Origin of the sequence: Thiospirillum jenense (assembly GCF_014145225.1) — a bacterium.
In the GTDB taxonomy this organism is placed as follows: domain Bacteria; phylum Pseudomonadota; class Gammaproteobacteria; order Chromatiales; family Chromatiaceae; genus Thiospirillum; species Thiospirillum jenense.
On record NZ_JABVCQ010000007.1, the window covers coordinates 35,553 to 49,864 of the forward strand.

General features: G+C 49.3%; 9 protein-coding genes. All 9 read left to right on the forward strand.

Annotated elements, in window-relative coordinates:
* Window positions 1–85 precede the first annotated feature (85 nt).
* The 9 genes from HUK38_RS04365 (at window position 86) to HUK38_RS04405 (ending at window position 14,293) form a co-directional block, all read left to right on the forward strand.
* Window positions 86–2,263: an ABC transporter substrate-binding protein gene (locus tag HUK38_RS04365; protein WP_182583060.1), complete on the forward strand. Its 2,178-nt coding sequence runs from the start codon at window positions 86–88 to the stop codon at window positions 2,261–2,263.
* A complete protein-coding gene (locus tag HUK38_RS04370; protein ID WP_182582848.1) occupies window positions 2,260–3,243 on the forward strand; it encodes an ABC transporter permease in 984 nt (327 codons plus the stop codon). Before HUK38_RS04365 ends, HUK38_RS04370 begins: the two co-directional genes overlap by 4 nt.
* Window positions 3,240–4,619 (forward strand): ABC transporter permease, encoded by a 1,380-nt coding sequence (locus tag HUK38_RS04375; RefSeq protein ID WP_182582850.1) that lies wholly within the window; start codon window positions 3,240–3,242, stop codon window positions 4,617–4,619. Before HUK38_RS04370 ends, HUK38_RS04375 begins: the two co-directional genes overlap by 4 nt.
* The gene (locus tag HUK38_RS04380) at window positions 4,616–6,700 is read left to right on the forward strand and encodes an ABC transporter ATP-binding protein (protein ID WP_182582852.1); all 2,085 of its coding nucleotides are present in this window, start codon (window positions 4,616–4,618) and stop codon (window positions 6,698–6,700) included. Before HUK38_RS04375 ends, HUK38_RS04380 begins: the two co-directional genes overlap by 4 nt.
* Window positions 6,701–6,813: 113 nt before the next feature.
* Window positions 6,814–8,916 carry a methyl-accepting chemotaxis protein gene (locus HUK38_RS15055; RefSeq protein ID WP_182582854.1) on the forward strand — a complete coding sequence of 701 codons (2,103 nt, stop codon included), beginning with the start codon at window positions 6,814–6,816 and terminating at the stop codon, window positions 8,914–8,916.
* Between the two features lie 141 nt (window positions 8,917–9,057).
* A complete protein-coding gene (gene dapB, locus HUK38_RS04390; RefSeq protein ID WP_182582856.1) occupies window positions 9,058–9,888 on the forward strand; it encodes a 4-hydroxy-tetrahydrodipicolinate reductase in 831 nt (276 codons plus the stop codon).
* 289 nt (window positions 9,889–10,177) lie between these two features.
* The gene (locus HUK38_RS04395; RefSeq protein ID WP_182582858.1) at window positions 10,178–11,794 is read left to right on the forward strand and encodes a tetratricopeptide repeat protein; all 1,617 of its coding nucleotides are present in this window, start codon (window positions 10,178–10,180) and stop codon (window positions 11,792–11,794) included.
* Between the two features lie 4 nt (window positions 11,795–11,798).
* Window positions 11,799–12,479, forward strand: a complete 681-nt coding sequence (locus tag HUK38_RS04400; protein ID WP_238787466.1) for a sensor histidine kinase — start codon at window positions 11,799–11,801, stop codon at window positions 12,477–12,479.
* 23 nt (window positions 12,480–12,502) lie between these two features.
* Window positions 12,503–14,293: a VWA domain-containing protein gene (locus HUK38_RS04405; RefSeq protein WP_182582860.1), complete on the forward strand. Its 1,791-nt coding sequence runs from the start codon at window positions 12,503–12,505 to the stop codon at window positions 14,291–14,293.
* The last annotated feature ends 19 nt before the right edge of the window (window positions 14,294–14,312 follow it).

Here is a 14,312-nt window from a genome sequence, read left to right on the forward strand (position 1 = left end):
GCCAGTGGCAATTACAGCGCAACGGTGCGATTATATTGCCATGAACTCGCCGCCTCACCCTACCGCATCTGCCGCAATTAAAACAATGCACGCGCCCCGGTCGCTTCCCGCCGCTTTATCATTCACCGTTTTATTACTGGTATTGAGCGGCTGCGAATTGAACACCGCCTGGAATAATCCCTATCCACCCGAACACGCGCAGTCTAATCGCATTGACAGCGCCTTTAGTGAACAACCGGCGCATCTTGACCCGGCGCGCTCTTATAGCGCAGATGAATACGCCTTCATTGCACAGATTTATGAACCGCCGCTGCAATATCATTTTTTACACCGCCCGTATCAATTAGAGCCACTCACTGCCGACTCATTACCCGTGCCGCGCTATTTCAATGCCAAAGGTGAATCGTTATCAGCCGCCGCCCCGACCGATCAAATTGCCAGCAGTGAATACGTCATTCGCATTCGCCCGGGCATTCAGTATCAACCCCACCCGGCCTTTGCGCAAGATGCGACGGGCAATTATCGTTATCATCACCTCACCCCCGCGCAATTGACCGATATTAAAACCTTAACAGATTTTCCCGCCACTGGCACCCGCGAATTAACAGCGGAAGATTATGTCTATCAAATAAAACGCCTGGCCACGCCCTGGCGTCATTCGCCCATTGCTGGATTATTAACTGAACGCATCGTTGACTTTGCCGATTTAACTGCGCACATTACCGCCGCCGCGCCGCCGGCAATTGACGGCAACCGCCCGTTTTTTGATTTACGTTCACTCCCATTTCGCGGCGCCGAAGTGATTGATCGCTACAGTTATCGCATTCGTATCAACGGGCGTTATCCACAATTTTTATTCTGGTTAGCCATGCCCTTTTTCGCACCTATGCCCTGGGAAGCCGAAGCCTTTTATGACCAACCCGGCATGGCAAATAAAAACCTCACTTTAGATTGGTATCCCATTGGCACGGGGCCCTTTTTTCTCAGTGAAAACAATCCCAATTTGCGCATGGTTTTAACCCGCAATCCTCATTATCATGCCGAGCATTACCCCACCAGCGGATCAGATGAAGATCGGGCGGCTGGATTATTAACTGATGCCGGCCAACGCCTGCCCTTTATTGACCAAGCGGTGTATAGTTTAGAAAAAGAAACCATCCCGTATTGGACCAAATTTTTACAGGGGTATTATGACAGTTCCGGCGTCTCGTCTGATGCGTTTGATCGCGCCATTCAATTCGATAACGACGGCAGCGCGGCCCTCAGTCCCGAATTAACCCAGCAAGGTATTCAATTAACCACCGCCGTCAATACCTCGATTTGGTATTTGGGATTTAATTGGCGGGATCCAGTCGTTGGTGGCACGTCAGAGCGCGCCCGTTTATTACGTCAAGCCCTCGCGATTGCGATTGATTTTGAAGAATACATTGCCATTTTTGCTAATGGTCGCGGCATGATTGCGCACAGCCCTATTCCACCCAGTATTTTCGGTTATCGCGCTGGTGAAGCGGGCGTTAATACCGCTGTTTATACTTGGGAACAGGGTCACGCTCGGCGGCGTAGTTTAATAGAGGCGCAGCAATTACTCACCCAAGCGGGGTATGCCAATGGTCAGGATCCAACGACGCACAAGGCATTAACGTTGTATTATGAAGCAATGGATAGCGGCCCCGATAGCAAAGCGCAATTGAATTGGATGCGCAAACAATTTGCCAAACTCGGCATTGAATTGGTCATTCGCGCAACGGATTATAATCGCTTTCAAGAAAAAATGCGCGATGGCAGTGCGCAAATATTTATGTGGGGTTGGAATGCCGATTATCCCGATCCCGAAAACTTTTTCTTTTTATTATATGGGCCGAATCGCAAACAAACTGGCGGCGAGAATGCGGCGAATTATCACAACCCCGAATTCGACCGCTTATTTGAACAAATGAAAGACATGGATGATAGCCCGGCGCGGCAGGCAATGATTGACCAAATGATTGCTATTTTGCGCCATGATGCACCCTGGGCATTCGGTTTTTTCCCGCAATCCTATAGTCTTAATCACGCTTGGCTGCATAATGTGAAACCTAATTTGATGGCCAATAATACACTCAAATATCGCCGCGTTGATCCGATTCAGCGTGACCAATTGCGCACACGGTGGAATCAACCCATTCTGTGGCCGCTCGGGGTATTCGCAATTTTATTGGGCGGGTTATTACTGCCGGTCATCTTCATCATTCGCCACCGCGAGCGGCGGAGTGCCTACCAATGACTGCTTATTTAATCCGCCGTATTTGGCAAGCGCTGCCCATTTTAATTGGCGTTAATGTACTAACTTTCATGCTGTTTTTCGTGCTGAATTCACCCGATGATATGGCACGGATGCAATTGGGCGATAAGCGGGTGACGCAGACGGCAATAGACAATTGGAAAGCAGAACACGGCTATCATTTGCCGTTATTATACAATGCCAGCGCCTCGGGTATTGAGACTGTCACCGATACTATTTTCTTTCAAAAGTCGGCTAAATTATTTGTGTTTGATTTCGGTTTATCGGACAGCGGCCGGGATATTGGTTATGACATCAGCCAACGCTTATGGCCAAGTTTTGCGATTGCCGCGCCATCATTGGTCATTGGTTTAATGGTCAATATCAGTTTAGCATTACTAATTGTCTTATTTCGCGCCACAGTGATTGATCTAATGAGCGTTGCAGTCTTGGTCGTGCTGCTCTCTATTTCAGGTTTATTTTACATCATCGCCGGTCAATTCGTGATGGGCAAATTATTACACCTCGTGCCAATCTCCGGCTATGACACCGGATTAAATGCCATTAAGTTTTTAGTATTGCCCATTCTCATTGGCGTGGTGGCCGGCATTGGCAGCGGCGTCCGTTTATATCGCACCTTCTTTTTAGAAGAAATCGAGCGCGATTACGTCCGCACCGCCCGCGCTAAAGGCGTGCATGAATGGGTGGTTTTATTTCGCCATGTATTCCGCAATGCGTTAATTCCGATTTTAACTGGCGTGGTGGCGATTTTACCACTGTTATTTATGGGCGCATTATTAACCGAATCCTTTTTTGGCATTCCCGGCCTCGGCAGCTATACGCTCGATGCCATTAACCGCCAAGACTTTGCCATTGTCCGTTCAATGGTATTTTTGGGCGCCGTTCTCTACATTGTTGGATTAATATTAACCGACATTTCCTACACCATTGCAGACCCGCGTATTCGGCTTGCCAACTCATGACTCTCGTGATTTTAACCACTGATGCGCTGCTGTTTTTATTAGTTATTGGCATCATTAGCTTTGGCATCTATGCCGCACGGCGTGAACATTTACGCGCCCCGTGGCGGCATGTTGTGCGCTCATCCATTGCCGTTGCCGCGCTCATCATTTGCAGCAGTTATCTCATCATCGGGCTATTGGATTCAATTCACCTGCGCACCAGTCCGACCGCGACTCAAGTTGTTTCTGTATTCGATCTGTGGTGCGATTCATTGCGCACTCGGGATGAAAAAACCTATTCAGCGCCGTTCGCCACGCACGCGCTGGCTAAAGAAACTGTGATGCAAGCGGACGGCACTGTGATGCGCGTTTATCCACGTTTACAATACGGCGGGGCGCATTTAATTGATCCAGTCCACGACCGCAATAGCGATATTTTGCGCACTGCACTATTGGGCATGATTCAAGGTTTATTTGCCTGGACGTTGGTAGTTTTAGCGGTAATTCAATTATTTGCGTGGCATTCGCGGCAGCCATTTAATACCGCGCTGACTGCCGTGTGGCGAGGTGACACTGACATCCCCTGGCGCACTGCGTTTATCACTTGTGCGGCACTGTTCATTGTCGGGTTTATTTCCGCTGAATTATCCCAGCATTATCACATTCTCGGCACCGATAAGGTCGGCGGTGATGTGTTTTATCAAAGTTTAAAAGGCATTCGCACTGGTTTAGTCATTGGCACCCTGACCACATTAGTCATGTTACCCGCCGCAATTGTATTAGGCATCATGGCCGGTTATTTTCGCGGGTGGGTAGATGATGTCATTCAATATTTATACACCACGTTAAGCTCCATTCCCGGCGTGTTATTAATTGCCGCCGCCATTTTAATGCTGCAAACTTACATGACCAATCACGCGGAAGACTTTAATAGTCTGGTCGAGCGCGCCGACCTGCGATTATTATTCTTATGTTTAATTCTGGGCATCACCAGTTGGACGGGATTGTGTCGGTTATTACGCGGCGAAACACTCAAATTGCGGCAAGCCGATTATGTGCAAGCGGCGCTATCGCTCGGCGTGCGGCATTCCACCATTTTAAGTCGGCACATCCTGCCCAATGTTTTACCGCTGGTGATGATTACTTTGGTATTAGATTTTAGTGGTCTGGTATTAGCCGAAGCGGTATTATCCTACGTCAATATCGGGGTTGATCCGACCATGCACAGTTGGGGCAATATGATTAACAGCGCCCGTTTAGAATTAGCGCGAGAACCCATCGTTTGGTGGTCACTCACTGCCGCGTTTTTATTCATGTTTATATTAGTATTAGCGGCCAATTTATTTGCCGACGTGGTGCGCGATGCCTTTGATCCACGAATGAGCAATCGCCGATGACTACGCCCCTGCTTGCCATTGAAAATCTATTCGCCGTTCAAAATTTATCTATTCATTTTGAACGCCACGCGCAGCCGCCAATTGCGGTGGTCAGCGGCGTTGATCTGCACCTGCAACGCGGCGAAACGCTGGCGTTGCTGGGCGAGTCGGGTTGCGGTAAGTCCTTGACTGCATTGGCATTAATGCGGCTGTTACCACCGGCAGCGCGCATCAGTGGTGGGCGGGTGCAGTTGGAGGCGACCAACCTGCTGGCGTTGCCCGAAGCGCAGATGCGGCAGGTGCGCGGCGGGCGGCTGGCGATGATTTTTCAGGAGCCGCAGACCTCGCTCAACCCGGTGCTGACGATTGGCGCGCAAATTGCTGAGGCGGTGCGGCTTCATGCCAAACCCGCTGATCGGCAGCCGGCGCGAGTCACACGACGGGTGTTGCAACTGCTTGATTCAGTAGGGATTTCAGCGCCAGCACGGCGGATGCGCGACTACCCGCACCAGTTGTCCGGCGGCATGAAACAGCGCGTGATGATTGCGATGGCGCTGGCCGGTGATCCGCAGGTGTTGATTGCCGACGAGCCGACCACCGCGCTCGATGTCACGATTCAGGCGCAAGTGCTTCAGTTAATCAAAGACTTACAGCGCGACACTGGCTTGGCCGTGTTACTGATTACGCACGACCTCGGCGTCGTGGCGGAAACGGCGGATCGGTTGGCGGTGATGTACGCTGGGCAACTGGTAGAAGTCGCTGATTGTGCGCAGTTTTTTGCGGCACCGGCGCATCCGTACAGCCGCAAATTATTAGCGAGTGTGCCGACGGCGGCGCAGCGGCACGGCAAATTGGCGGCGATTCCCGGCCGCGTCCCGCCGCTTGACCAGGTGAGCGGCGGCTGCCGGTTTGCCGAGCGGTGTTTTGCCGTCCAGCCGCGTTGTCAGTCAACCGTACCAAATTGGCAACAGGTGCAAAATGCGCAACAGGTGCGCTGTCATCTGTGGCAAAACGGCGCAGTTGACTGGACGCGCTGGGACACGGCGCCGCCCGCGTCGGTAGTCACGACGCCGCCAGTTGCCGAAATCACGCCGCCCGCGCATCTGCTTGAAGTGATTGATTTGAAAGTACATTTCCCGATTCAACGCGGGTTATTCAAGCGCACGGTTGGGGCGGTGCGAGCAGTGGACGGGGTGAATTTGACGCTGGCCGCGGGTGAAACGCTGGCGCTGGTGGGCGAATCGGGCTGTGGTAAAACCACCGTCGGTAAGGCCATTTTGCAACTGGAGCGCCCGACGGGCGGGCAGGTGCGCTACGCAGGTGTGGAGTTAACGCAACTGCGGGGTGAGGCATTGCGGCAACAGCGGCGGGCGTTGCAGATCGTGTTTCAAGACCCGTTCGCCGCCATGAACCCGCGTTTGCTGGTCGAGGACATCGTGGGCGAAGGGTTGCAGGCGCTCGGGATTGAACCGCAGCGGGCACGGCGGCGGCAGCGCGTGACGGAACTGCTTGATTTAGTTGGGATTGATGCGACGGCGTTACAGCGTTACCCGCACGAGTTTTCGGGTGGCCAGCGGCAGCGGATTTGCATTGCGCGGGCGTTGGCGGTGATGCCGCAGGTGCTGATTTGTGACGAGCCGACCAGCGCGTTGGATGTGTCGGTGCAGGCGCAAATTCTGAATCTACTCAAGGAGTTACAGCAGCAACTTGGCATCAGTTATTTGTTTATCACGCACAACCTCGCCGTCGTTTCCTACCTCGCGCAGCGCGTGGCGGTGATGTATTTGGGGCGCATTGTCGAACTGGGCATGGCGGCGGAGGTGCTGACCGCGCCGCGTCATCCGTACACGCAGGCGTTGCTGTCCGCGGTGCCGGTGATTGATCCGTCCGCTCGTCGCCAACCCGTGCGGCTGAGTGGCGACCTGCCGTCCCCGATCACGCCGCCGTCGGGCTGTCATTTTCACCCGCGCTGCCCGCTGGCGCGCCCGCAATGTGCGCAAATGGAGCCGCCGGTGGTGGCAGTGAGCGCGACTCAACAGGTGCGGTGTTTTGCGGTGCAGTGGTCAAATCATTGCGTCAAACCGGCCAATGATGCCAAATGAGTGACAAATACCTATGTGGCAACCGTCATGTTTATCGCATTAAATCGCCGCCGCTGCCGTAAACAACCTGTAGGTTCGGATAAACTTGATTGTTCTTTTCACGGGTGACTGCAATGCGTATCAATGACTTTAAAGTAAGAACGAAAATTCTATTCGGTGCATTATTACTGGTTATTATTACTGTCGTGCTGGGTGGATTGGCGCACCTGTACACAGGACAGATTGCTGGGGCGTTATTTGGCATTACGGATAATAATGCCAAAGCAGTGGAATATGCCACCGGGGTGGAACGGATGGCGCTGCAAACTATTTTAGAAGAAAAGAATTATTTGTTATTAGAACAGGACGAAATTCATCAACGTGCCGAAAATACGGTTAAACAACTGCTGGATTTTTTGGATCAGGTGGATACGTTAGCGCAGACGTACAACAATCAAGACTTATTAAAACAATCGCACACCGCCCGTCAAGAAACCAACCGCTATGCCGACGAATATCGCAAAGGGGTTGCGGCATTAAAAACCAATCAACAGCGCGTCCAAGTGATGAATGAAAAGGGGCGCGTGGTGATTGATGCCGCGCAGCAGTTTATGGAAATTCAAGAAAATGCCTATGCGGATGTATTAACTAAAAGTCAGGCGGCGATTAATCAGGCAGTAGCAACCTATGGTATCACTGCGCAACAATCAACAACCGATGTCAATCAATTGGATGGCTATGTGCAACGCTACATTGCCACCGTTGCTATTCGGATGACAGCCAATCGGATTATTCGCTTGGAAAAAGAAGAGATTCGCGCTAAAGATCGGGTTGCTTGGAAACAGATGCAAGATTTATTGCCGCAATTGATGACGCAATATGATGCGTTGGAAAAAATCAGCACCACGCAAGCCGAACATGACTTAATTAGAATTGCGCGTACAGCAACGGTTGAATATCACAAGGCGGCGGAGAATTGGATTGCCAATGATACCGAATTAGCGGCAATTCTTAAACGAATGCAAGAATACGGTGATACAGTCATTGCAGCCGCTCGGGGTGCGCAAACAGCGGGTTATCAACAGTTAGATATTGCACGCCAATCCGCCCAGCAATTAACTCAACAAGCCCAATGGATTATTTTAGTTGCAATTGTAATTGCTACGCTTTTGGGAGTTGGAATTGCGCTGATTTTGTCTACGTTGATTACCGGACCAATTGTGATCGGCGTTGCGTTTGCTAAAGCCATTGCCGAAGGGGATTTAAGTCAAGAGTTGGATATTGACCAACATGATGAAATTGGGCAATTGGCAACCGCATTAAATCACATGGTGAGACGCTTACGGCAAATTGTCGGAGAAGTGCGCGTGGGAGCTGACAATTTATCATCGGCATCGAGTGAAGTTAGCTCGACAGCGCAGGCATTAAGTCAAGGTGCGACTGAACAAGCAAGCAGTGTTGAATCCACGACAGCCAGTATTGAAGAATTGAATTCGTCGGTGCAGCAAAATACCGATAATGCGCGTACTACTAATGCCATTGCGCGTAATTCAGCAATTGAAGCGCGGCAAGGTGGTGAGGCGGTGGCGCGCACGGTGCAGGCCATGAAAGAGATTGCGAATAAAATTGGGATGATTGAAGAGATCGCGTATAAAACCAATTTGTTGGCATTAAATGCGGCAATTGAAGCGGCGCGGGCGGGTGAACATGGTAAAGGCTTTACGGTCGTGGCGGCGGAAGTGCGTAAATTGGCAGAGAATAGTGGAATGACGGCGCAGGAAATTAACCAATTGGCGACGCAAAGTTTATCTATTGCTGAGGAGGCTGGTGAAGTATTAAAAAAGATGGTGCCGAATATTGTGAAAACGGCAGATTTGGTAGAAGAAATCACGGCCGCATCGGGTGAACAAGCAACCGGTATTGGACAAATTACTGATGCGATGGGGCAATTGGATAAGGCGACACAACAGAATGCTGCATCATCAGAACAATTAGCGGCTACGGCTGAAGAATTGAGTGGACAGGCAGTGCAATTGCAAGAAACGATGGCTTTTTTTAGAATTGATTCTAATCAAACCGTTCATCCGCGGCTGCCCGCACCCATTCATCATGCCGCCCATCCGCCAACCAAAGGGAATGGAAAAGGTAACGCAATGAGTGGCAAACGCAATGGTCGTGAGCGTATTAAAATGGAAGAGCATGATGATTTTACCGCCGGCGATTTTGAACGGTTTTAAGCGCCAATTAAGCGGCATTAACTGTGATGAATCGTGTCAACTATTCATTTAATAATGTGATGACGATCAACAGCCTGGTACGCGATTTGTGCAATGAAATGGGCTGAATACTGACACAACGTCTTGAATGAGGATTAATCAATGACAGTGCGCGTGGCAATTGCCGGGGCGGCCGGTCGGATGGGGCGGGTTTTAATTAAAACGCTCCATGAAACGCCCGGGTTAATGGTGACGGTGGCGACTGAAATGGCCGGCAGCAATTTGCTCGGTTGTGATGCGGGTGAATTGGCGGGGATTGGCGCAATTGGGACGCCATTACGCGCAAATTTGCACGATCTTGTGGCAGAATTTGATGTATTAATTGATTTCACCACCCCGGCGGCGACGCAGCACCACCTTGCCCTGTGCCATAACGCAGCGCGGCGCATGGTGATTGGCACGACGGGATTGTCGCCTGATCTGCACCAGCAACTTGCTCGCGCCGCGCAGGACATCGCTATCGTTGCCGCGCCTAATATGAGTATTGGCGTCAATTTATGTTTCAAATTGCTCGACATCGCCGCTCGGGTGATGGGACAAGAAAGCGATATTGAAATTATTGAGGCGCATCACCGGCATAAAATAGATGCGCCCTCGGGGACGGCATTAAAAATGGGCGACATCATTGCAACCGCATTGGGGCGTGATTTAGCTGAGGTTGCAGTCTATGGGCGACACGGACACACTGGTGTGCGTGATCGCCACACCATTGGGTTTGAAACGATTCGCGCCGGTGATGTGGTGGGTGAACATAGTGTTTGGTTTGTTGTGGATGGCGAGCGAATAGAAATCACCCATAAAGCCAGTCACCGTATTAACTTTGCCAATGGTGCGGCGCGGGCGGCTAATTGGATTGCCCAACAAAAATGCGGATTATTTGATATGCAGGATGTTTTAGGATTGCGTGACACGTCATTGCGGTTTGGTGAATAACGCAATGATATTAGAAATAAAAGTTCATTGGAGTTGTGCGTTTTTAATCCTATTATGAAGGACGAGTTGGCGCATTAGTGGATTGATGCTTAACTGGCTTTTAATGACAACGAGCGATGAACTGATGCGGGTTGTGGCAATCAATATCCTTCACAATGTTTGCCATGACTGCAATGATGACTTGAAGCATGATTAAAACAAGTGCGTTCTACAATTAGCTCGCACCTAATTTATTAAAAACACTGAATCGCGCTTTTGAATAGCGCCTAGATAATTTGAGTGATGCGTTATGGCGACATCTGAATTTTCAGATAAAAAATTTCTTATCGTAGATGATTTTGCCGACATGCGTTCCGTGTTGCGCAATATCTTGCGTTCAATGGAAGTGGTGCAAATTGATCTGGCGTCCAATGGTCAAGAAGCCATCTCCCGCCTAGAAAAGCGGCGTTATGATGTGATCCTATGTGATTATAATTTGGGCGAAGGTCGTGATGGTCAACAGATATTAGAAGAAGCCCGCCATCGGCAATTGATCGGGATTGATACCATCTTTATTATGATTACGGCCGAAAACACCCGTGATATGGTCATGGCCGCGGTTGAACATACGCCGGATACTTATCTCACTAAACCGTTCACCCGTGAATTATTACAAACCCGCCTGAACAAATTATTCGGGCAAAAAGCCAATTTATCAGCCATCAATCGTCATTTGCTCGCAAAAGATTATACCGCGGCAATTACAGAAATGGATGCACTGATTGCAAAAGCACCTAAGAACGTGTCCGAATTATTAAAATTGGAAGCGGAAATTTGCCTCTCGGCCAATCGCTATGATGATGCAATGGCGATTTATCAAGATGTATTAAGTGAACGCGACGTGCGTTGGGCGCGCCTCGGCATTGGTAAAGTCTTGTTTTACACTAAACAATACGCGCAAGCAGAAGAAAACTTCACCAACTTATTGGCGCTCGATAATAACTTATTAGAAGCGTATGATTATCTGGCTAGAACTCAAATGGCATTGGGTCGTTTTCAAGATGCCGAAAAAACACTCACCACGGCGGTGCGCATTTCTCCACGGGGATTTAAGCGCCAATGTTTCCTAGCCGATGTTGCCCTGACCAATGGTAATACAGAATTAGCCGAAGTTGCTTATACACATGCCAGCAGTATTGGGCGCCATTCCATTCATAATCACCCATCTATTATGGGCGGGCTGGCAAAGTCATTAACAGCGAATGGCAAACATCCAGAAGCATTAAAGGTCGCTGGACAAATTCAAACAACCTTCCCCACCCATCACGAAGCGATTTTTTACGAAGCAGCGGTCACAGCAGTTATTAAAACGAATCAAGGCGAGCGTGCCGCTGCCGATGAGGCATTGAAAATTGCCGAGCAAGCAATGGGAGAATCTGGCATTGCATTATCGTCCACATTAGGTTTAGAAATGGTGAAAACCTATTCGCAATTAGGGGCGCATGACAAGGCAAAACGCATTCTCGAAAAAACCATCGCAAATAATCATGATGACGAAGATTTTCTGACTGAAGTGAAGCAAGTCTGTCATACCGCCGGTATTGCAGAAGATGGCATTCGTACCATCCGCGAAATTCAACAAGAAATTGTTAAAACCAATAATGCCGGCGTACAGTTAATTAAACAGGGACAGTTCGATGCTGCAATCCACTTACTTGAACAAGCGGCTGATGACATGCCTGGCAATAAAACGGTCAATCTTAATGCTGCAAAAGCCTTAATAATGAAAATGGAAAAATTAGGTCCAACTGCCGCTGAAGTACAACAGGTGCGCGGGTTTGTAGAACGTGTGCAGCGCGTGGCGCCAGATGATTGGCGATTGTCAGACGTCGTTTCTCATTTACAGAAGCTCGCTAATAAGGTTTAAGCACATGGCGATGGACTTTCCTGATATGTTGGCTTCTTCGATTCACGATATTAAAAATTCGTTGAGTCTTATTTCAAATACTCTATCCGATTTAACCACTAATGCGGATAATCATTTTGCCGATTCGCGTCAGGTCAATTTATTACAACATGAAGTACTGCGCGTGAATAATAATCTCGTGCATTTGCTGACGTTGTATAAATTAGGCAATAATGGTCTGATGATTGATATTCGGGCGCATAATGTCGAAGAATTATTAGAGGAAGTGGTGGCAAGTAATCAAGCTGTTTGTACTGCACTCGGCATTGATCTGCGTTATCAGTGCGATCCAACGTTATCAGGGTATTTTGATTTTGAATTAATGCGCAGTGTGATTGAAAGCAGTATTGGTAATGCGCAGCGTTACGCCCGCAAGCAAATTTTGTTGACAGCCAATCACGAAGATAATTATCTAGTCATTCGTATTGAAGATGATGGCACCGGCTTCCCCGCCGCCTTATTAGAATTACCCAAAGAATCCGAATATGCAATTAGTATTATGCAGTTTTCGGGACGTACACGCCTCGGCTTATTATTCGCTTATAAAATTGCCCAGTTACACCATGTGAATGATCGCACTGGTCATATTCAATTGCGCAATCGTCGCACTTTACCCGGCGGATGTTTTGAACTGTGGTTGCCCTAATTTATTCACCCGTTAAAAAGAATGTGCTACGATCCACTATGGATAGTGCGTGGCGTGTTTGTTTGATATTTGGGTTATTAGTTGGATTATTAACCGCGCCGTTTCAGGCAATGGCTAGTGATGTACATTTGTTAATTGACGTATCCGGCAGCATGAAACAAAACGATCCAAATAATTTGCGTGTTCCCGCGTTACGCTTAGTGAGTGAATTAGCCCCTCTGAATGCGGATATGGGCGTGTGGTTATTTTCGGAACGACCAGAGGTATTGGTGCCATTCGGTAAAGTGAATGCGCGCTGGAAAACCACTGCCCGCAATCGTTTATCGCGTATTCATTCACGTGGGCAATTCACTGATATTGAAGCGGCATTAACAACAGCAAGCGCCGGCTGGTCAGCAGCGACAGATGATGATACACGCCATATTGTGTTATTAACTGATGGATTAGTGGATGTCGCTCCGCCAGCGGCCGATCAGACAAATAATGAATTGAATGCCGCCTCACGCTCGCGTATTCTGAATAAACTATTACCTGAATTAAAACAAGCCGGTGTGAAACTGCATGTTATTGCCCTATCCGATCAAGTGGATAATGAATTGATGACAGAATTAACAGCACAAAGCGGTGGCTGGTTAGAACACGCAAAAGATGCGGCGGCATTGCAACGCGCATTTCTGCGGTTATTAGAACAGACCAGCCCGCCGATCACCGTACCAATTCAAAAGGACAATCGTTTTACAATTGATGCGAGTGTCACTGAGTTCACGCTATTAGCATTCCGCCGTCCTGATCGCCCGATTGAATTGGTGACGCCCGCTAAAGAAACGCTGTCAGCTGACCGGCATGATAAAACCGTCGCATGGCGTAAAGAAAATGATTATGATTTAGTGACTATTAGCGCCCCGGCGACTGGAGAGTGGCAATTACAAGGCAGTCTTGATCCAGATAATCGTGTTGCGGTATTAACGGATTTGGGGATGGAAATGACCGCCGTGCCAGTGAATATCCCGGCGCAGGCGCCAGCGTGGCCATTAAACATTTGGTTAACCGATCATGGTCAACGAGTGACGCGCATTGATTTTTTGCAATTAGCAGCCGCCAAGGCATCATTGATTCACGCGCCGGATACTAATAAAGTTTATCCAATTAGTTTGGCATTAGACCCGCAGCAAGCGAATTATCATGCCAATGTGGCAGTTGGCAATTTGCCGGCCGGTGATTATCAATTGCAGGCACAGGTGATTGGCGGCACCTTTCAGCGTCAATTAACTCGCCAATTGCGTATTGCCGCGGTGCCAATTGAAATCAATTATACTTTGCAATTGCCTACCGCTGCCCAACCGCAAGCAACGTTGCAAATCACGGTGACGCTTGATCCGTCGGCGGTGTCGTCGGTGTCGGGCTATGTGCATTTGACCGCCACGACGGCGCAAGCGTCTGATTTAGTGATTAATTTTGACGGACAAACGCAGGCAACGGCGGAATATTGGCTGCCGCTGACTCAGCCGGGTGAGTATCAAGCACGGGCGCGGTTGCAGGCGATGTCGCTGGCGGGGGTGCCGCTCGCTATTGCCCCGCCGGATCAACGGTTAACTCTTGATTTTCCAGCAGTATCCGGCGCTGATGATGCGGCAGCCAGTCGCGTTGAAGCGGTGGATTGGCCGCAGTTGGGGTTGATGGTTGGTGGCGCTAACATCTTGTTTTTAGTACTATTATGGCTAGTATTCCGCTTGACACGCCCCAAGTTGGCGACTGATGCCAATTTGACCTCAGCAACCCCGACTGGGCGGCGGTTAATTAAACGAACGAAATAAAAAAATTGCTGTTGGGACA